At 41.5% G+C, this 19310-nt stretch carries 19 protein-coding genes; 6 read left to right on the top strand and 13 right to left on the bottom strand.

The window, feature by feature from the left end; all coding sequences use genetic code 11:
- The first annotated feature begins 193 nt into the window (after window positions 1–193).
- The 6 genes from yccS (at window position 194) to lldD (ending at window position 8281) form a co-directional block, all read left to right on the top strand.
- A complete protein-coding gene (gene yccS / locus C228_RS0104650; RefSeq protein WP_018651526.1) occupies window positions 194–2377 on the top strand; it encodes a YccS family putative transporter in 2184 nt (727 codons plus the stop codon).
- Between the two features lie 184 nt (window positions 2378–2561).
- The gene (locus C228_RS0104655; protein WP_005621446.1) at window positions 2562–2975 is read left to right on the top strand and encodes a hypothetical protein; all 414 of its coding nucleotides are present in this window, start codon (window positions 2562–2564) and stop codon (window positions 2973–2975) included.
- A gap of 42 nt (window positions 2976–3017) precedes the next feature.
- Window positions 3018–4652 carry a tannase/feruloyl esterase family alpha/beta hydrolase gene (locus C228_RS0104660; RefSeq protein WP_018651527.1) on the top strand — a complete coding sequence of 545 codons (1635 nt, stop codon included), beginning with the start codon at window positions 3018–3020 and terminating at the stop codon, window positions 4650–4652.
- A 73-nt stretch (window positions 4653–4725) separates the two neighbouring features.
- On the top strand, window positions 4726–5235 hold the full coding sequence (locus C228_RS0104665) for a hypothetical protein (RefSeq protein ID WP_018651528.1): 510 nt from the start codon (window positions 4726–4728) through the stop codon (window positions 5233–5235).
- A gap of 176 nt (window positions 5236–5411) precedes the next feature.
- Entirely contained in the window at window positions 5412–6890 is a 1479-nt protein-coding gene (gene mqo, locus C228_RS0104670; RefSeq protein ID WP_018651529.1) for a malate dehydrogenase (quinone), read from the top strand.
- Between the two features lie 245 nt (window positions 6891–7135).
- Complete coding sequence (lldD, locus tag C228_RS0104675) at window positions 7136–8281, top strand: FMN-dependent L-lactate dehydrogenase LldD (protein WP_018651530.1); 1146 nt, start codon at window positions 7136–7138, stop codon at window positions 8279–8281.
- Between the two features lie 90 nt (window positions 8282–8371).
- Here the strand turns inward: lldD and C228_RS0104680 are convergent, their stop codons facing one another.
- The 13 genes from C228_RS0104680 to C228_RS0104745 form a co-directional block, all read right to left on the bottom strand.
- Entirely contained in the window at window positions 8372–8662 is a 291-nt protein-coding gene (locus C228_RS0104680; RefSeq protein WP_018651531.1) for a hypothetical protein, read from the bottom strand.
- Between the two features lies 1 nt (window position 8663).
- Window positions 8664–9167: a hypothetical protein gene (locus C228_RS0104685; RefSeq protein WP_018651532.1), complete on the bottom strand. Its 504-nt coding sequence runs from the start codon at window positions 9165–9167 to the stop codon at window positions 8664–8666.
- Between the two features lie 1267 nt (window positions 9168–10434).
- Window positions 10435–12606 carry a DUF927 domain-containing protein gene (locus tag C228_RS0104690; RefSeq protein WP_018651533.1) on the bottom strand — a complete coding sequence of 724 codons (2172 nt, stop codon included), beginning with the start codon at window positions 12604–12606 and terminating at the stop codon, window positions 10435–10437.
- Complete coding sequence (locus C228_RS0104695) at window positions 12584–12808, bottom strand: hypothetical protein (RefSeq protein ID WP_018651534.1); 225 nt, start codon at window positions 12806–12808, stop codon at window positions 12584–12586. The genes C228_RS0104690 and C228_RS0104695 overlap by 23 nt, the downstream gene beginning before the upstream one ends.
- Window positions 12801–13142 (bottom strand): hypothetical protein, encoded by a 342-nt coding sequence (locus C228_RS0104700; RefSeq protein ID WP_018651535.1) that lies wholly within the window; start codon window positions 13140–13142, stop codon window positions 12801–12803. The genes C228_RS0104695 and C228_RS0104700 overlap by 8 nt, the downstream gene beginning before the upstream one ends.
- A complete protein-coding gene (locus C228_RS0104705) occupies window positions 13135–13812 on the bottom strand; it encodes an ash family protein (protein WP_018651536.1) in 678 nt (225 codons plus the stop codon). Before C228_RS0104705 ends, C228_RS0104700 begins: the two co-directional genes overlap by 8 nt.
- Before the next feature lie 142 nt (window positions 13813–13954).
- Complete coding sequence (locus C228_RS0104710) at window positions 13955–14329, bottom strand: hypothetical protein (RefSeq protein ID WP_018651537.1); 375 nt, start codon at window positions 14327–14329, stop codon at window positions 13955–13957.
- A 17-nt stretch (window positions 14330–14346) separates the two neighbouring features.
- Window positions 14347–15048: a Rha family transcriptional regulator gene (locus C228_RS0104715; protein WP_018651538.1), complete on the bottom strand. Its 702-nt coding sequence runs from the start codon at window positions 15046–15048 to the stop codon at window positions 14347–14349.
- Between the two features lie 287 nt (window positions 15049–15335).
- On the bottom strand, window positions 15336–15716 hold the full coding sequence (locus C228_RS0104725) for a hypothetical protein (RefSeq protein WP_018651540.1): 381 nt from the start codon (window positions 15714–15716) through the stop codon (window positions 15336–15338).
- An 11-nt stretch (window positions 15717–15727) separates the two neighbouring features.
- The gene (locus C228_RS0104730) at window positions 15728–15967 is read right to left on the bottom strand and encodes a helix-turn-helix transcriptional regulator (RefSeq protein WP_005612729.1); all 240 of its coding nucleotides are present in this window, start codon (window positions 15965–15967) and stop codon (window positions 15728–15730) included.
- A 12-nt stretch (window positions 15968–15979) separates the two neighbouring features.
- On the bottom strand, window positions 15980–16213 hold the full coding sequence (locus C228_RS0104735) for a helix-turn-helix transcriptional regulator (RefSeq protein WP_018651541.1): 234 nt from the start codon (window positions 16211–16213) through the stop codon (window positions 15980–15982).
- A 261-nt stretch (window positions 16214–16474) separates the two neighbouring features.
- On the bottom strand, window positions 16475–17335 hold the full coding sequence (locus tag C228_RS0104740) for a hypothetical protein (RefSeq protein ID WP_018651542.1): 861 nt from the start codon (window positions 17333–17335) through the stop codon (window positions 16475–16477).
- A gap of 699 nt (window positions 17336–18034) precedes the next feature.
- Window positions 18035–19264: an integrase arm-type DNA-binding domain-containing protein gene (locus C228_RS0104745; protein ID WP_018651543.1), complete on the bottom strand. Its 1230-nt coding sequence runs from the start codon at window positions 19262–19264 to the stop codon at window positions 18035–18037.
- Window positions 19265–19310: the final 46 nt, after the last annotated feature.

Genomic DNA, 19310 nt, shown 5'->3' on the forward strand with positions numbered 1-19310 from the left:
TAAGAGTAATTTATCTGATTCTAGCCATTATCCTTCGTTAGTCAATGCAAAAGGCGTGATTATTTGCGCAAATTTTTAAAATCTTCACCGCTTAGGTAAAGTACAAAGAAATATCTCGCCATTCTCTTTTGCAAGCGGTTGAATTTGCTTTAAAATTTGCAAACTTTTGCACAAATTTGACCGCTTATAGCCTATGAAAAGCCTATTCAAAAAGATTCAAACCGATTGGTTGTCGGAAAACATTATTAAAACGCTTCCTATCTTTATTGCGATAAACCTTGTTTCGGTTGTGGTGTGGCAATTACAGATGTCACATCTTGCTATGCCGTTGGTGCTGGGGGTAATTGCCGGCGGTTTGGTGGATTTGGATAGTAGTTTAACCGGCAGGGTGAAGAATTTAGCGCTGAGCTTGGTCGCTTTTTCGTTATCCACTTTAAGTGCGCAGTGGTCGCTTAGCATAGGTTGGTTGTTTTTGCCGGTGGCAATGGTTAGCACTTTTGCGTTAGTGATGTTGGGGGCGATTGGGCAGCGTTATAGTACGATTGCTTTCGGCACGTTAATTGTGTCGGTTTATACTTGCCTAACCTACAGCGCAGACGATAGCTGGTACGGCAGTCCGTTAATGATTTTAGCCGGCGCGCTGTTATATGGGCTGGTCAGTATTGTCGTGCATTTATGTTTTCCGAATCGTTTGGTGCAGGAAAACTTAGCGAAAGCGTATGATGCGTTAGCCGCCTATTTACAGGCAAAATCGGAATATTTCGATCCGGACGATGATGATTTGCCGGCTAAGCAATTGGCGTTGGCAAAGGCAAATCAGCAAGTGATGGCGGCTTTCGACCAAACTCGTGTTTCACTGTTTTATCGTTTACAAGGACAACATCGCCATGTCCGCACTCGCCGTTTATTGCGCTATTACTTTACTGCGCAAGATATTTTAGAGCGAGCGAGTTCCAGTCATTATCAATACCATGAACTTTTCCAACAACTCAGCAATAGCGATCTGATGTTCCGTTTTCAGCGGATGGTGGAACTTCAGGCGATAGCTTGCCAACGAATTGCTTCAGCGCTGCGTCATCGAGAGAGCTATCAGCACAGTGTGCGAGGCGAGAAAGCACTACAAGGGCTATTAAATTCATTGAATTATCATCAAGCAAGAGGGCTACATAGTGCGCATCGTTGGCTATCAATTGCAGAGAACTTACGCAATATTGAAGGGCAGTTAAGCCAAATTGAGCAACAGACATCAGTAGATAATTTACGCAAAGATTTTGCTAAATCCGCCCGCTTAACGGCGGAAAATGTCTCGGGTTTACGCAATATGTTTTCGGCGATTCGAAGCCAATGTACGCTTTCTTCACAGCTATTTCGTCATGCGTTACGTTTATCGTTAGTGGTATTTGCTTGTAGTTTACTGGTGTTTTTATCCGGCTTAGATAACAAAGGTTATTGGATTTTGCTGACCGCAATTTTCGTTTGTCAGCCGAATTATTCCGCCACTAAAAAACGTTTAATTCAGCGAGTGATTGGAACAATGCTCGGGGTGGTTGTCGGCTACAGTTTCCAGTATTTTTCACCCAGTTTGGAAGCACAATTAGGGCTAATTACTTTAACCGGCAGTTTGTATTACTTTTTTAGGGTAAGTAATTACGGCTCTTCCACCTTCTTTATTACGCTGTTGGTGTTTGTGAGCCTAGATGTGGCGGGCTTGGGCGCACAAAATGCCTTATTGCCTCGCTTGTTCGATACGCTGTTAGGTACGGCAATTGCGTGGTTGGCGGTTTCATTTATTTATCCGGACTGGAAATATTTAAATTTACAGCAAAATCTACAGAATACGCTAAAAGCAAGCGGACAATATTTACGTCATATTTTGGCGCAGTTGCAATTCGGTTATAACGATCGGCTTGGCTATCGAGTGGCACGCCGAGACGTACATAACCATATTTCAGCGTTGAGTGCGGTAATTTCAAATATGCACAGCGAACCGCAAAAATATCAAAACGCGCTGCATTTTGCCCCGACATTATTGGGGGTAACTTATACGTTGTTAGGCTATATTTCCGCATTGGGTGCTTATCGGGTAGAGAGCCATGAGCTTAATCATCATATTGATTTTTCCGCAATTTTCTTTAGCCAGAGTAAAAAAGTCGTGAAGGTTTTAGATGAAATGACTTATGCAAAAGCAGATAGAATTCAGATTGAACAACAATTGGCGGACATAGATCAGGCGTTAAATCAATTTGAAATTGCACATCAAGCCGGAGAAGACCGATTAGCCTTGGTGCTAACGCAACAATTGCGTTTGATTGTGCAGTTGTTACCTCAACTTCAGGCATTGGTTAATAAGGAATATTTCTATTCACAGCAGCGCTAACCGTCAGCAAGCGGTCTGATTTGCCGAATTTTTTGCAAATTGGACCGCTTTTTTGTTACATATACGTATAACAATGCACCATAGATTGTATGAAATTTCGCAAAATAGTCTTAGAATGCGAACTTGCACATCCTTAGTCTGCCTATATTGATGTGTGGAATAGATTTATTTATGGAGTGTTGTAGTGTTAAGTAAACAGTCAGCGATTCAAGGCTTTATTTTGGCAGGGTTATATAACCTTGTCGGTATTTTAGGTTTTACTCAGTTTTTCACCAATCCTACCTTAATGGAAAATGATCCGATCGTTTTCTCTTGGCTTGGTCAAATTGCGATTATTTTATGGGGCTTGGCTTATTGGTCGGTCGCTCGTCGCTTTTGGCTAACGCCTCACTTAGTATTAATTTTTTGTTTAGAAAAAATGTTGTATGCCGCCGCTTGGGCATATTGGCTAGCGACCCAGCCCGAAAAATTAGACGCACTTGCTGGACAGTCTATGCTGATGTTTTGTTTTTTTGCCAGCTATGGTTTCGGTGATTTTTTATTTGGTCTTTTCTTCGGGCTGGCGGCAATCAACGCTTTTAAAGGCCGGTATTATTAGACGGTAATTATTTTGATGACATGATGATAAGGAAGTGAACCTATGCTCAAACTCACGGCAATTTCCAGTGCGATAGCGCTGATCGGCATAAGTCAAATGGCATATGCTACAACTCTTACCCCTACCCCTTCTTCCGCTGCACAGCAATGTGCCGCATTAAAAGAGGCAAAAATTTACGATACGCAGATTATCCAAACCGAATGGTTGCCTGCCGGCGAATTACCTCAAGATAAGAATGCAGCGATGAACGGTGCAAGTGCGAAGCGGGTTACCGCCGGCGCACATTGTATTGTTACCGGTGAAATAGAAAAACGCATAGGGGTAAACGGCAAACCGTATGCGATAGGTTTCCAACTTCGCTTACCGGAGCAATGGAATAAAAAATTCTTATTTCAAGGCGGTGGTGGCACGAACGGTGTAGTGTCTCCTGCGATTGGTAAAACACCGGTGCGTGGTTCGGATGCTTTACCGGCGCTGTCTCGTGGCTATGCGGTGGTGAGTACCGATAGTGGGCATGGCGGCGGTTCTCGGGATACCTCGTTTTCGGAAGATCAATTGGCACGTTTTAACTATGCACTAGCTTCTACCGGTAAAGTAACAGCGGTTGCTAAACAACTTATCGAACAAATGTATCAAACAAAGCCGAGTAAGAGCTTCTTCATGGGCTGCTCGAATGGCGGACGAGAGGCAATGCAAGCGGCAATGCGTTATCCGCAAGAGTTTGATGGCGTGGTAGCCGGCAACCCGGGTTTTCGTTTATCGAGAGCAGCTGTGGCGGAAGCGTGGGATAACCAACATTTCTTGAAATATGCGCCAACCAATGAAAAAGGCGAAAAAATAGTTGCTAATGCGCTGACACAAGCGGATTTGGATGTAGTGGTAAAAGGGGTACTTAAACAGTGTGATGCCAAAGATGGCTTAGCTGACGGTATTATTAATGCTTGGGAACAATGCGACTTTAAACCGGAAATGGTAAAAGTAGAATTAGGTGAACGAGCAGAGCAAAAAGTAGCGTTATTAAATGCGATTTTTGGCGGTGCGAAAAACAGCCGAGGTGAAAACGTATATGCTTCTTGGCCTTATGATAGTGGAATTAATACTAACGGCTGGCGTGTGTGGAAACACGGTTCTTCGCAAACGACCGAACCGAACGCCATCAATTTTACAATGGGCGTGAAAAGTTTAGCGCAGTATTTTATGACACCGCACAATCCGGCGTTTGATACGCTCACATTTGATTTCGATAAAGATGTCGCCAAAACGGCTGAAATTGCTGGGGTAAATGATGCCGATGAAACGGATTTATCTTACTTCCAAGCGAAGGGCGGCAAGATGATCATTTTTGAAGGTGTGTCCGATCCGGTATTCTCCGCACATGATTTACGTGATTGGTATAACCAATTGCAGGCGAATATGCAAGACGTACAAGGTTTTGCTCGGGTATTTATGGTGCCGGGTATGAACCATTGCGGTATGGGACCGGCAATGGAGAACTTCGATCCGCTTACGGCATTAGAGCAATGGACGGATGAGGGCAAAGCGCCGGATTTTATCCTTGCAAAAGCCGGACCTGAGATGTCAAATAAAGCGAAAGAAATGCCGCTGTGCCCATATCCGAAAATTGCGGCTTATATTGGTGGAGATGAAAACAAAGCCACTAGTTTTGAATGTAAATAGGGTGTAGCCCTAATAGACAAGCGCCTGATTTTGCAAAATTTTTTGCGAATTTGACCGCTTACTGAGGATTCTAATGAAAAAATATCTAATGTTATTAATCAGCCTATTCTCTTTAAATGCTTTGGCGGCAGAAGGCTATAAAGATCTAAAATTTGGCAGCTCAATTGATGAGGTGCGTAAGAGTAAATTATGTCAGAGTATGTGGGAAGAACTGGAAGCCAATAATGTTTGGCGCTGTAATCAGTTTAAGTTTGCCGAACAGCCGATAAAAGCTATTATCCGTTTTGCCGATCAGAAGTTAGAATTAATCAATCTAGTGCTGGCGGCGCATGAACGAGATCGTGTCAGCCAAGGTTTACGCCAAAAATATGGTGAGCCGATTCATATTTCCGGCAATATCAAATTAGGACAGCTGTTACCAACCGATCAAAAATGGTTTATGGTGTTTGATGACGACAGTATTCGCTTAATCTTCATTCCAGCGGCAAAAGTGGACACCCCACAGGGGCAGACTACAGTACCGGCGCAATTGAACTTGCGTTATCAGCTGAAAAAGGCGAATAGCTTGATTGACGATCTATAACGCATGAACCCTTTATAGGCGGTCATTTTTTTGCAAAACTTTGCACGAAAGAAACCGCTTTTATTTTGCCTCATTTCTACATAGAGTTTATAAAAATGTGATCTTATTCACATTTTTGACACCTATTTTACGGTATAATTTCACAAAAATTTAACAATAATTTAATAGGGAATGTTATGAGTAACTCGCCTTTTGCTGTTTCCTCATTTTCGGATGTCACCTTAATCGGGGCTGGGATTATGAGCGGAACCTTAGGTACGTTGTTAAAAGAACTTTCACCTCACAAGACCATTAGTGTCTTTGAAAAATTATCGGCAGTAGGTTTAGAAAGCTCAAACGAATGGCACAATGCAGGCACCGGTCATGCGGCATTATGTGAGCTGAATTACACCGCACAGCAAGCGAACGGTGAAATTGAAACCAAACGTGCATTGAAAATTTTCGAAGATTTCCAGTTGTCGTTACAGCTTTGGAGTTACTTGGTTGAAGCGGGAAAAATCGGGCAACCGCAGGCGTTTATTCAGCCGATTCCACATATCAGTTTCGTGCAGGGCGAAGCCGATGTCGTGTTTCTGAAAAAACGCTATCAAGCATTAACTCAACATCATTTTTTTGCCGATATGCAATTTAGCCAAGCGCCGGAACAACTGACACAATGGATGCCGTTGATGATGGCGGATCGCCCTGCTAATCAGCCGGTTGCCGCCAGTTATATGGCGGGAGGAACCGATGTCAATTTCGGTGCGTTAACTCGTAAACTATTCGCTTATTTAACTGAGCAAGGTGCGGAGCTAAACTTAAATCATCAAGTCTCGGATTTAATCCGCTTACCGAATAACGAGTGGGAAATTTCCGTGATTGATGCTTCCAATCAGCTACGTAAACATCGTAGTAAATTTGTGTTTATCGGCTGTGGTGGCGGTAGTTTGCATTTGTTACAGAAATCCGGTATTGCCGAGGCGAAAAGTATCGGCGGTTTTCCGGTTAGTGGTTTATTTATGGTGTGTAACAATCCGCAAGTGATTGCCCAACATCAGGCTAAAGTGTATGGCAAAGCAAAAGTGGGGGCGCCGCCAATGTCCGTGCCTCACTTAGATAGCCGTTTTATCAATGGTAAGCAAACATTATTGTTCGGGCCTTTTGCCGGTTTTACGACTAAATTTTTAAAACAAGGCAGCCATTTCGACTTAATTACCTCTATTCGTCCGGCGAATTTTAGCTCGGTGATAATTGCTGGCGTTAAAAATTTACCGCTAGCCAATTATTTGGTGAAACAAGCAATGTTAACCAAAGAACAGCGCATGGCGGAATTACGTGAGTTTATGCCGAATGCGAAAAGTGAAGATTGGGATTTGTTAGTTGCTGGTCAGTGTGTGCAGGTGATTCGCCAAAACGATATGCGCTTCGGTACGGAAGTGATTCACGCTCAAGACGGTTCGCTTGCGGTGCTGCTTGGTGCGTCCCCGGGTGCATCCACTTCAGTAAAAGCGATGCTAGATGTGATTTGTCGCTGCTTTGTTGATGAGTTGCCTGAATGGCAGACTAAACTTGAACAAATGATGCCTTCTTTCAATAAAGCGTTACGCAATGAGCCAGAACTTTATACACAGCTTAAAGTACGCTTTGCCTCAAGTCTGAAACTTACCCTCAACTAACGGATAAGCGGTCGTTTTTAGTGTGACTTTTGCAATTTGCAAAAAAATCGCCAAAATTGACCGCTTGTTTCCCCCTCTGTTTTACCTACTTTCCAGCATATTTCGAAAATTTGTGTGATCTCTGACGCATTTTCACAAAAAATTCACATTATGTTATATCTTCACTAACATTTTTGATCTAGAATCTAAATATTAATTATTCGTATTTTAATTAGCTCCATAATATTTAGAATAAAGAGGTAAAAATGATTATTTCATCAGCCAATGACTATCGTGAAGCCGCACGTCGCCGTGTTCCCCCGTTTATGTTTCATTATGCGGACGGCGGATCATTTGCAGAGCGTACTCTAGAGCGCAATGTGACTGATCTCGCCGATCTCGCATTACGTCAACGTGTGTTAAAAGATATGTCGAAGCTTGATACCGAAATTGAATTATTTGGTGAAAAGCTTGCAATGCCAGCGGTGCTTGCACCGGTAGGCGCTTGTGGTATGTATGCCCGCCGTGGTGAAGTACAGGCGGCACAGGCCGCGGAAAATAAAGGTATTCCGTTCACGCTTTCGACCGTATCAATTTGCCCGATTGAAGAAGTGACCGCCGCAATTAAACGCCCAATGTGGTTCCAACTTTATGTGTTAAAAGACCGTGGTTTTATGAAACACGTGTTAGAACGTGCCAAAGCGGCTGGTTGTTCAACCTTAGTCTTTACCGTGGATATGCCGACGCCGGGTGCACGTTATCGTGATCGCCATTCGGGTATGAGCGGTGATTACAAAGAAATTCGCCGTACATTACAAGCGGTGACTCACCCGTTCTGGGCATGGGATGTCGGTATTAAAGGTAAACCGCATACGCTTGGTAACGTTTCGGCTTATACCGGTAAAGCGGTGGGTTTAGATGATTACGTAGTGTGGTTAGGCGAGAACTTTGACCCGTCAATTTCGTGGAAAGATTTGGAATGGATTCGTGATTTCTGGGACGGTCCAATGGTGATCAAAGGCATTTTAGATCCGGAAGATGCGAAAGATGCGGTACGTTTCGGTGCGGACGGTATTGTGGTTTCAAATCACGGCGGTCGTCAGCTAGACGGTGCATTATCCAGCGCAAGAGCCTTACCTTCGATTGCGGATGCGGTGAAAGGTGATATTAAAATTCTTGCCGATTCAGGCATTCGTAACGGCTTAGACATTGTACGTATGCTCGCATTAGGTGCGGACGCTACTATGTTAGGACGTGCGTTTGTTTACGCTCTCGGTGTGGCAGGCAAAGCCGGTGTGGAAAATATGTTAGATATCTTCAAGAAAGAAATGCACGTCGCAATGACCCTTACCAGCAACCAAAAAATCAGCGACATCACCCGTGATGCGTTAGTGGATTTGAGTAAGTTGTAACACTTTATTTCATACGGATAGCACAGGACACTCAGATATCTGTATAAGAAAAATATAAAACAAAGGCACGAAAAAATATCGTGCCTTTGTTTATGGAAGAGTTAATTTGATAGTTTTAGTCATTTCAATGTTATTTGCATTATAAGCAGTTAATTGATCTAGTTCATGTTGAGATAGAGAATGAAAATCTTCAGCCATATCAATATATGTTGCTAACCTAGTATTTACTGTTTTGTGGGCATCGGGAGTAAGAATATCTAAAATACAGAAATCCACCAGCGTGTCTTTTCCCGTATCATGATATAAAGCTAAACCGATGACTATTTTATCAAGATAAGGAAGACGTAGTAAGTTTGGATGAATAGATACAATTGCTGACATTCTAGCTCTCTCTATTTATAGCGAGAGCCTGCATTAATTCATTTACTTGAATATCAGATAAAGAAATATCTTTTATGGTTACAATATCAACACCGTTAATATTTTCTTTTAAAGAATTCTCAAAGTTATTTTTAGCGTTAGAAAAAGATCTAAAACTTAATTTATATTCAGCGTTAGAGAGGATTTGCATCTTATATTCATTTTTCAACATATAAAATGCAAAATTGATAACCTGATTGATTAATACTAAATGATTAAATTCTTTTGTATTAACTTTATCTAAATTAGCATTAATTGCTTGGCTAATATTTTCGATCTCTTTCGATAATTCTTTAACGTTTAAGAAGACAAAATCAATATTAGTTTTTTGAGAGGATAATAGTCTTATATTTTCAATAGATTGAGTGACATTATCTAATGAAGACATATCTAATACACCAAAACTACTAAGTGCAATAGCCACTGCAGTTTTGGCAGTTCTATTTAGTTTTTGGTGGAATTTCATTTCAAATAACCTATTAAAAGTATATAAATTTGGTGGGCTGGGGTCATCTGAATTGTACACGTTGAACCATTGTAAATACTAGATTCTTACCATTTGATTTTTAAATCATACTCCTAAATCTACTCCTAAAATCAAAAGTCATCTATAAATTATCCTGTTTTATAGGCAATTATTAGGAGTATATGAACACAATCCGCTAGAGGCAGAATCTACTTTTACTGTTTTGGTTAATGTTTGACTGTTTCGGTAAAAGCATTAGGGGGGAGCCTCAAATTTAGAGTGCGTCCAAAAGTGGGCATACCTCTCTAGGGTTGTTGCTGTGGTGTACTTATGTACACGACTACGAACCGTGGTCGTAATAGCCATAATTCGCCGGTAATAAAAAGCCCTATCTATATTCGGATAAGGTTCTTAGTGTTCTTTAGCTAGGATTCATCGCAACGGCTTAGTTGTGGTTATATGACCACAACTTATTAATGTTTGCCTGTGTCGGTGTACTGTGTGGGGATTTCCCCCATACAGTAGGAGTTCCTTACGTATCAGCCAACGGCTTACACCCACCCGCAGAACGTATTGGGCTGGTTAAATGTTGGCGGTGTTGGGTATAAGGTTCTTTTATTGGTCAATTCATACGAAATATAAGAATTTTGTCAGCAGTACGCGCGCGCGTATTGTTCCCTAAACTCGTTTAATTTTGCGATTGTAAAAATTGAGCTCAAGGGGCGGTTTCTGTTGCTCGCTGTTCGATATAGCAAGATAAAATTAATTTTCACCCCAAAAACTACTGTATAAGATTTTCACACCTTCCACCCTCTCTATTATATAAGGAAAAATTCGTAGTCCAATAGTCCAATTAGTCCCAAAACTAACTTTTCTCTTTACATTCAATAAGTTAAATAAAATTTTTGGGACTATTTTTTCCCGTTTGGGACTATTTTAGGTGGTTTTGGGACTAAATACTTTTGAGTGTTTTCATTTTTTTAGCTTAAGCACTTAGTCCCAAAAGGGGGTATTTTAGTCCCAAAATGGCGATTTTAGTCCCATGATAGTCCAATAATTTTACATCTAACTTATTGATATATAATGGTTTCATACCTTAAAAAGGGTATTTGGGACTATTGGACTATTAAAAATATGCTTCCTAATAGAAAGGAGAGAATAAATTTATACAGGCTGTATAAAAAGTACATTTTATAAGCACGAAGCATAACAAAAGATAACAAAAAACCGCCAATAGTGGCGGTCTGAATGTAGTTTTATAGCATGGCTATACTTCGCTGTCTTCGTTGAGAATCTCGACAAGATACGCCCGTGTTCTCTTTGGGTTGATCTTGCGCGGCATTCGTTGAAGATATGCGTAGCCGTTGCCTTCTCCCTTGTGAAGAATTCCCGCTTTTAAAAGCACGGGTAAAGCAACCTCTTTCGTTTGCCCTTGTAAGGCTTCATCTTCAAATACGCTTTTGAAGACAAAATAACGGTCATCTTCTACCAGTCGATAACCGGCTTTATTGCTGATAGGCTTCTGTGTGCCGTCCGGTGGAAACTCTTCAAAACGAGTATCAGCATTTACCAATAGCCAACCGTTCACCTGCTCAATGATTTGGGTATGCTTTTTCGAGTGCCAGCCATAAGCATTTACCCATTCATTGAAGTTAGCCGTGATAGCGTTTGATATATCCTGTTCCGTCCATTGTAAGATATCCTTAGCCAATAATAGGGCGGTTTCAATGAGGGCGAATCTATCCGCCATCACCCGCTTAATTTGAGGTTCTGAATTATCCGGCAAGCTCTTTAATCGAGATTGTTTTACTTTGTCGTATAACGCTCTCAATGCGCTTTTTTCCGCTTGGACTAGATAAGTGAGCCAATCTACGCCCACCGCACCAAAATAGCGCATGACGTTCGCATTGAGCGCATCAGCGTGCGTTTTACCGTCCGCCAAGCCGTGAAACTCTGTCGCTCGTTTCATCGGGATATTAAGTAAGCGGACTAATTGACCGGCATTGACCTTTATTCCTTGTTGCTTGAGATAGCTTTCTAAACCTTCCTCACCGGTAGAGAGATTCGCTACTAGCCATTTAATCGACTTGCGATTCCCACCTTCTTTCGCACCTTGTAACTTACCTTGTCCGTTAAACAAGCTGTAAGCGGTCTGTGCGACGGCTTTCGGACTGGCTTCGCTGATTTCATCTAACGGCATAAATAGCCCGTTACGGCTAAAGGCTTCGTTCTGTAAGGCTAACGGTGTCGCATTCCACGCTGTACGGGTTTCTCTTGGGTGTCCGTAAATTGAAGCGGCAATATTTAAAGCGGTTGTTTTACCGAATGTTGAATCTTCGTAGAGGTGTACCCCGTAGCCGTCCGCTTCTAAGGGTTTCAGCAATGGCGCACTTAATGCCACGCCAACCGATAACATCATAGACGGATTACCTACGCAATAACGCCCAATATTCTCCACCCAGTCCGCTGTTGTTCCGCTTACTCTATACCCTTCGATATTCTGCGTTAAATTGCGGAAAATAGTCGGGGTTTGCGGTTGTCCTAGGGTTTCCCCATTTGGCAAGGTAAAAGCGGTTAAATCTTCATTCCAGCCGGTTTTATCGGTAATGTAATACTGCTTGGCGGTTCGGCTTTTAAATTGAAAATAATCGGCTAATTCTGCCCGCAATGCTTGCTTAGTAGTTACCGTCACATCATTACGTTTCAAATACTGCCAGCCGTCACGCTCGCCAATATCTTTTAGCGGCATAACAAGCGGTCGTTCTTGCTTCTCTTTTTGCAAAATAATGAAATGTTCACTTTCTCCTTTGCCTAGCCCGATGACCTCGACAAAATCGGATAACCATTTTTCGCTTTCGACTTTCTCACCGTCCACAATACGAGTAGTTATGTAGTACAAGCCTTTTAATCCACCACGCTTACGCATTTCTACACGTGGGGCTGTATCATCTTCGGGGTTAAGTGTGCGTTGCTCTAAAAGCTCTGCGGTAGCGTGCTGTCCGTTCTTAATGCGCTGATATTCGCTGGTTAGGTTTTCCGTATTAAAGCCTTCATCTAGCCATTCTACGGCGGTAAGATTCGGGCAATGTTCTGCGAGATTCATCAATACTCGGGTGCGAAAATCGTCTTTATCTTTCGCCAAAGTGGGGAGTTCCCCCACTTGGAATATTTTAATGAATCGCTGTGCTGCCGGCGCCAGTAACAAGCGGTCTAATTGACTTAAATCTTTGCTATCCAACAAGCACGGAATCATATCATTGCCTAGTTTGAAGCTATCACGAATTAACGCCCATCTTTCTCCCTTGCCGGCTTCTGAGCGGCTCATCGTACTATTCCATCGGTAATAGGCTTTGTGTGCGTCTTGACCGGCGAGAATAATCCAATCGTTGAAGGCGTTCGTTTTTGCTAACTGGTCATCATAAAAGCGGATTTTGTTCATACTCCACCTCTTCGATCACTTCCTGTAAGTAAGTGTGCGCTTCATCTAAGTATTGGAAGGCTTCCGCCAGTATTTCATCTCTGCTCATCAGCGTGCCGTTTTCACGTCGTACCGCGCCATTGCCGGTTAAAGCAATCTCAAGGAATATCTTCGCCATATCTAACGGCTGCTTGATTGAATGGAGGGTTTCTAGATTATTCATCTTTTGCTACCTCCACCGCTTTTCGTTCACATTCCGCCAATTTGTAAGCATTCAATGCTTCGGTCTGTGCTTCGTGAGCTTTGATTAATTCATAAATCTGTTGATCACGTTGGCGGTTTGCCTGTTTAATCTGCCCAATAAGGTAATCATTAAGCGCAAGTAAGCCGTCGGCAATATCGCTGCTATAAGTAAATTCGCTTTCCTCATCTACGCTTAGGCACTCAGAATGATCAATGCTAATCGCACTTGATAAACTGCTCGCATAGACAAGTAGCATATCGATTTTATCGGTTTGCTCATGAATATCTGTTATCAATTTATTTGTGTTACGCATAAACCACCTCCTTAACGGCAAAGAAAGGGCAGACCTTAGCTTTAGCTTGTTCTAAGCTATTGGCTTTAATACGCACGGTATAGCAAGGGAATGATGAAATCGGTTTTGACGTGTTGCGTAAGTCTAAACGGCTTACGGCTTTGAATAGATAGATCATGGCTGATAGCTCCAAAGTTAAATTATTGAAGACTACCGCTGAATTTTCGACGATTCTGGCGATAGCGTGTAACGGGGTCGAAAACTGCGAACTTTGGAACACAGCAAAGGGCGAACCTTTCCCATTACACGCTACCATTGAGAAAAATAGGGAGTGTCCAAATTTGGACATACCTAATTCATATTGAAGAATTGAACGCTCCTCAGTTTTCAGGAACGCACTTTCTTTAGGTGTGCGTGTGCTACGAACAAAAAAAGCACGAATTAAAGGCGTGCTAGTGTTCGCCAAAGTTTTATTATTCGAGTTTCGACGCTCGGCTTCCGATTTTGCGAAAGCGAGAATAGCATAAACCTTATTCGCTAAACTTGTAAAGTAATTCTTTTTACAAGCGGTCAAATTTTCTTCATTTTTTGCAAATTCCGCTGATAGCACGGAATGAACCATATCCAAATAACCTTGCGGATTATTGTCGATTGTGTCGCTATTTGTTGTGATGTACTGTAAAATATTCATCGGTTAAATACCTTTTTTAAATTTTTGTTTTCGCCCTCTTAGTGTCGCTTTGAGGGCGTTTTTATTTGCTAATAAAGTCAACTTTTACTAGTGGAACTTTTGAAAAAGTGTTCCGCATCTATTCCATATCGTTACCGTTTTGTTACCGTTTCCGTCCTCGTTTTGTTGCTCGTGATAACTGTTTCAATATTGTTTTAAAACCTCTGATTTCTTGTAGAACGACTGTCGGTTGTGATGGTGTCCGCTTGCTGTATTCACTCATTAAATCCGTGCGATAAGTTCGCTTTCTAAATCTTGGCAACCGTTCCCCTCGTTCCGCCATTGCTTGCTTTTCTTGCTCGATTAGTTCCATGGTGCGATAGTTATTTAGCAGTTCGCTTGCTCTTGCTCGTAGCGTTACCGCTTTCATTCGCTCGGCTCGTTCTGTACCTAATACGGCTTTTAAGGCGTGTGTTGCATTGCCCTTGTGGGCGTACTCAATAGCGAACCTTTGCCGGATTTGATGACCGTATCCCATTGCGCTAACCTCCGAACTTAACCGCTAACATTTTGATTCTTCCCTACTGCCAGTTTGCGCCAGTAATGTAATGCACTTGCTTGTAAATGACTTTTACGTACTGTGTACTCCAAACCTAACTTAATCATTGTGGCGTTTTCAGTAACAAGTAAATGGATTAAATCAAGTTGTTCCGGCGTGAGAAATTGGCGGATTTCAGCATCTGCCGGATAACTATTCTGTGATAACCATTTCTTTTTACTCATGCCCAACGCTACACAATAAACGAGGGTATTTTCGCGGCTGTACGCGTGCGGATCTTCTTTTTCAGAAGTCTGCTGCTTGAAATCAATCGCTTCATTAAGTAAGTGTTGCGTATCTCTTAGGCGGTCTTTGCTATCAAGTTGCTTTTTCATTCGGTTAAATTCGGCGATATACATCTCTTTAAATTGCATTGCTTTTTTGCCGGTAAATCCCATGACTAAAAGCGTAAAGCCGTCTTGGGTCATTAAGAACATCTTCCGGCTTTCTCCCTTTTGGTCGGTGTACTTAACGGGCTTAAAATTCAGCTGGTTAAATTCTTCTGAACACTCTAAATTTTCAAGACGTTGCAAAATGTTTTTATGCTGCTTTCCGAAGTATTCCGCTACTTTGAGAGTGTTTGTCATTGCAACGGTTTCTTTACGAAACACTTTAGGAAATACCGCTTCAATCGGTAATTGCTCATTTAATCCTTTCATCTCACTTTTCCCTTTCTAATCAGTTCCAATTGCTTAATTCTTTTCGCATATAGCCATATTGAAGTCTGCCGGCTCTCGGTTTGTCGTATTTGTTGCTCCGCTTCTAAAATCTGAATATGCGTAGCAAGGCAAGTAATAAGCTCCTCAAGCGGGTAGGGTTCTTCGTCGTTGTACAGGCTCTTAAACGTGAATACGTTCTTATTGCCGGCAGCGTAGTAATCAAATGCGTGCTGAATTAATACCGTATTCATCTTGGCTATTTCACACTTCATACTGAATCACTCCTGTTACACTCCTTTCACCGGTTTACGTACTTTGTGCTGTAATTGCGCCTGTGTTGGTGCTGCTAACTGATTAAGTACAGATTCCGCCACCGTTGGCGGATAGGGAATCGCTGCGTTACGACTTACTGCTTTTCCATTTAGGAAAGTGATTAATCTCTCCGCCTGTGTCTTATCTGCTAAGAAATAGCGAAAATGCGTACCTCCGTTTTGGTTATGTTCTTGAATACGAATAAATTCAGTCTGTGTAATAGCTTCTAGCTCGTTGAGCTCGTTTCGACCGCTGGTGATGCCTAATTCCCTCATTCCGTCCAGTTCAGAAAAACCGTTACGGCTTGTTAATAAATAGCTTCCTAGTTTTTCTTTGCGTGTAATATTAGCGTTCATAAGTTAGCTCCTTACACTTGATTACCGGCTAACTTATCAATAGCCTTGGTACTGTTTGCCGATAACGTGCTAAGCCCTCTTTCGTTGTTGATTAAATCATTAAGCCATTGTTCTACGTCCGATGATTTCCAACGTGAAGCACGCCCTATCTTGATAGGCGGGGAAAGTTTGCCCGCTTGAATTTGCTTGTAGATAAAAGCACGACTAAATCCGCTTACGGCTTGAATATGTTTGATGGTTTTGAGTTCCATTGAATATTCCTCCTATGCCGCTTCAATTCGGTTATTTGCTAACGCCTTAATAAATGCATTTACTTCGCTTTCGAGATAGCCGACTGAATTAGCTCCTAATTTGATTTTCTTCGGGCAGTCAGGGCGATAACGTTTTGATTTAGGGTTTTCCCAGTCTGTCAGGGTAGATTTGCTTACGCCTAAGCGTGATAGGTACTCCGGCTTGCGGATAATGCGTTCAGAAATGTTTGTGTCTTGGTAAGTCATTGAGAATCCTCCTCGTAAAGTTGAATAACTTGCCGTAAACCGTTGTAAGTCTTGGCGGTACGAGGTGGATTTTATGAAAGTGATTTTTTTTATTTGGGAAGTTACCAAAAAAACTTGGTAAGTTAATTTGGGAAACAAGCATAATCCTTTGTATTTCAACGCCTTATCTTGTTTTTTAAGTTGTCAAAAATTTGGTAAGTTATGCCTTAAGAATTGGTAAGCGGTTAAATTTGGTGGATTTTAGACAAAAATAAAGGGCGGTTAGTCCGCCCCGTTAAAACTATTTACCGCTTCTACAATACGCTTTCGGTATGCCTCAGCCGTTCTTCTATTCTCAAAACTATCGGAGTGTTCTTCCAACATTTTGGCTATTGCAGAAAAGTTTATCTTATCATTGCCACGCTTATATTTTTGAGCGGTTTTAGAAAGTTCAAAGCTAAGTGTCGCAATGATTTGTAAATGCGTTTCTCTTTCGATTGGTGAGTAGTTTTGATTATCTTTCGGCTCATTTTGGTTGATATGTAAAACCCCTTTATTTGCGTTTTGTTCTTCCGCTTGCAGTTTAACGATTTGTTCTTCAAGAATTTTTATTTTATCTTCTGCGCGTTTAAGCTTAGTTTGCAATTGAATAGCATTAAGTCTTTCAAATATACCATCATCTTTAACACATCCAATTTTTTCCCCTATTTCTTTTTCAATCATTTGTCTATTTAAGAGTAAATCTTTGGCTCGTGCTTTTTTAAATCCCCACTCATCCATATCAAATTCAAGAGCGGATAAACTCCTTTTTGTATTCTTTGCGTAAATTAAAAATTCAAAAAATAAATTTGGCGTACTTGTATCGTAAATACAAACCACGCCATCATCTCTTTTTTTATATACTGGAATGCCATTTTCCAAAACAAAATTATTAGCTTCATTTACCCAATTAAAATCATCATAGGAAAAAAACTCTTGAAAATTATTGAATTTTCTTAATTTTATAAATATCCAATCAATAACATCTTCTTTGCTTAGATTTTCATTTGTATTTTGCAAGTGTGTAATTAAATCAAAAACAGATACATATTTTTCGTTAAATTCATCTTTTAGTGACTGTAATTCTTTGTAAATATCAACCATAAAACGCCCCCACACGTTGCCCTATTAAGAGAGTGAGCAACAGGAAACTAATAGGGGTAGTTTCTTTTCGGCTCGGGTAATTAGTCCGTTCCTAGTTGCTCAAATTGATTACCGATTAAATCGGCTTCGGTTGGTCTGTATTGTATCAGATGGGTGGATAAAATAACAGATTATCCAGCTACTGTTTTTAACTTCCTTCGTCGGGGGGAAGTCTTGCCCTTTGTGCGAATAATTAGGTGATAGCGAGATTCCGCTATCGGATAATTCAGCCGGTAAACGGTTTTAATTCCTGTTCGTTTGTTTCGTTATTAATGTTTAGCTGTTTTAGTGTGCGGCGTGGGGATTTCCCCCATGCTGCCCTAATTTATGAGGCTTGTACCTAATTCGACATCAATCGTCATCTTTTAAGCCTTTGTGCTGAATGGAAGGTTTCTTATAAAATGAGGTAAAAGCCTTGTGCCGGCTTGTTCCTAGATCATAGTAGCTTATTGCTCAATGAAAATATTTTTAAATGATGATGATGCCTAAAAATCGTAAAATCTGCCGAAAACCGCGAGCCCCCAACCCCGTGGAAAGGGTACCCCCTCCGGAGTACCTTTTACATTGGGCTATCAGCTTACTATCATCTATCGACAACGCTTTAGCATTGAGAACAGCCTGATTTTTGCGAGTCCATAAAAAGGGACTGATTTTTATTTCTTAAGCAACCATTTTCAAATGATATTGTGGAATCGCCCCTTGCGAACATTCATCAACAAAATCCGCCCACGCTTGAAGCAATTTAAAGCGTTGTTCTAACCGCTCTCCCCTATCGTAAGCTGTTTTAATACGGTCATTGTTGAGGTGCGATAGTGCCACCTCGATTAAATCGCTGTCATAGCCCTGCTCATTTAGGTAGGTGGAAGCAATCGACCGCATACCGTGAGCCACTAACTTCCCTTCAAAGCCCATTCGCTTAATAGCCGCGTTGGCGGTTTGGGCATTAATATGCTTTTGTGGGTTTTTCGTGTTTAGGAACAAATAGGACTTACCGCCACTTAGTTTTTTGATTTCACGCAGTAGGGCTAATGCTTGGCGTGATAGCGTTACTTTATGTTCTGTGCCACGTTTCATTTTTTCAGCGGGGATAATCCATAGCTTACGCTCTAAATCAATTTCCGACCATTCAGCACTAGCGGATTCATTTGGACGGGTCATTGTGAGCAATTGCCACAAAATTAAATAACGGGTCTGTAAATGAATTTGGGCGTTATTCAAGGTGTAAAGAAATTCCCCTAAGTCTTCGGGCTTGATCGTCTTAAAGTGTTCAACCGTTGGACTATCAAACTCTTTTGAAATGTTTGCCGTAGGATTAAAGCTAATCATTTCACGGTGTAAAGCATAGGTCATAATTTCGTTATGCTTTTGAATAGTGCGTTTAAGTTTTTCTAGTGTGCCGGCGTCTTGATACGGTTTGAATGCCTTTAATGCCATTGGTGCTGTAATTTCCGTGATTGGCAAATGACCAAAATGAGGCAAAAGATTTCTTCTGATTAGGCTTTCTACGTCTTTCTGATAATCAACGGAAAAATTTTTCTTGGTCTTGCGGTATTCGAACCACGCCCACGCAACATTTTCATAGGTGTTATTCTGCTCGTTTAGCTTTGCCTGTTCTTGTTGTTGGCGGTGTTCGGCTGGATCTATGCCTTGAGCCAGTAAAGCACGATATTCTTCACGGATTTCCCTTGCTCTTGCTAGGCTAATTTCAGGATAAGCCCCAAGGCTTAAATCATTTCGCTTTTTAGTAATCGGGCGTTCATACCTAAACCGCCACAACTTAGATTTTGCAGTGATGAATAATAGTAGCCCTTTACCGTCTCTAAGCGGACTATCTTCAGATTTCGCTTTTCTAATCTGAGTGTCGTTCAGTGGCGTTGTTTCCCTTGCCATATCAAGCCCTTTTTATGTTTTAGGAGTATGGTTTTTAGGAGTATTT

Origin of the sequence: Actinobacillus capsulatus DSM 19761 (genome assembly GCF_000374285.1) — a bacterium.
Classification (GTDB): Bacteria; Pseudomonadota; Gammaproteobacteria; order Enterobacterales; family Pasteurellaceae; genus Actinobacillus; species Actinobacillus capsulatus.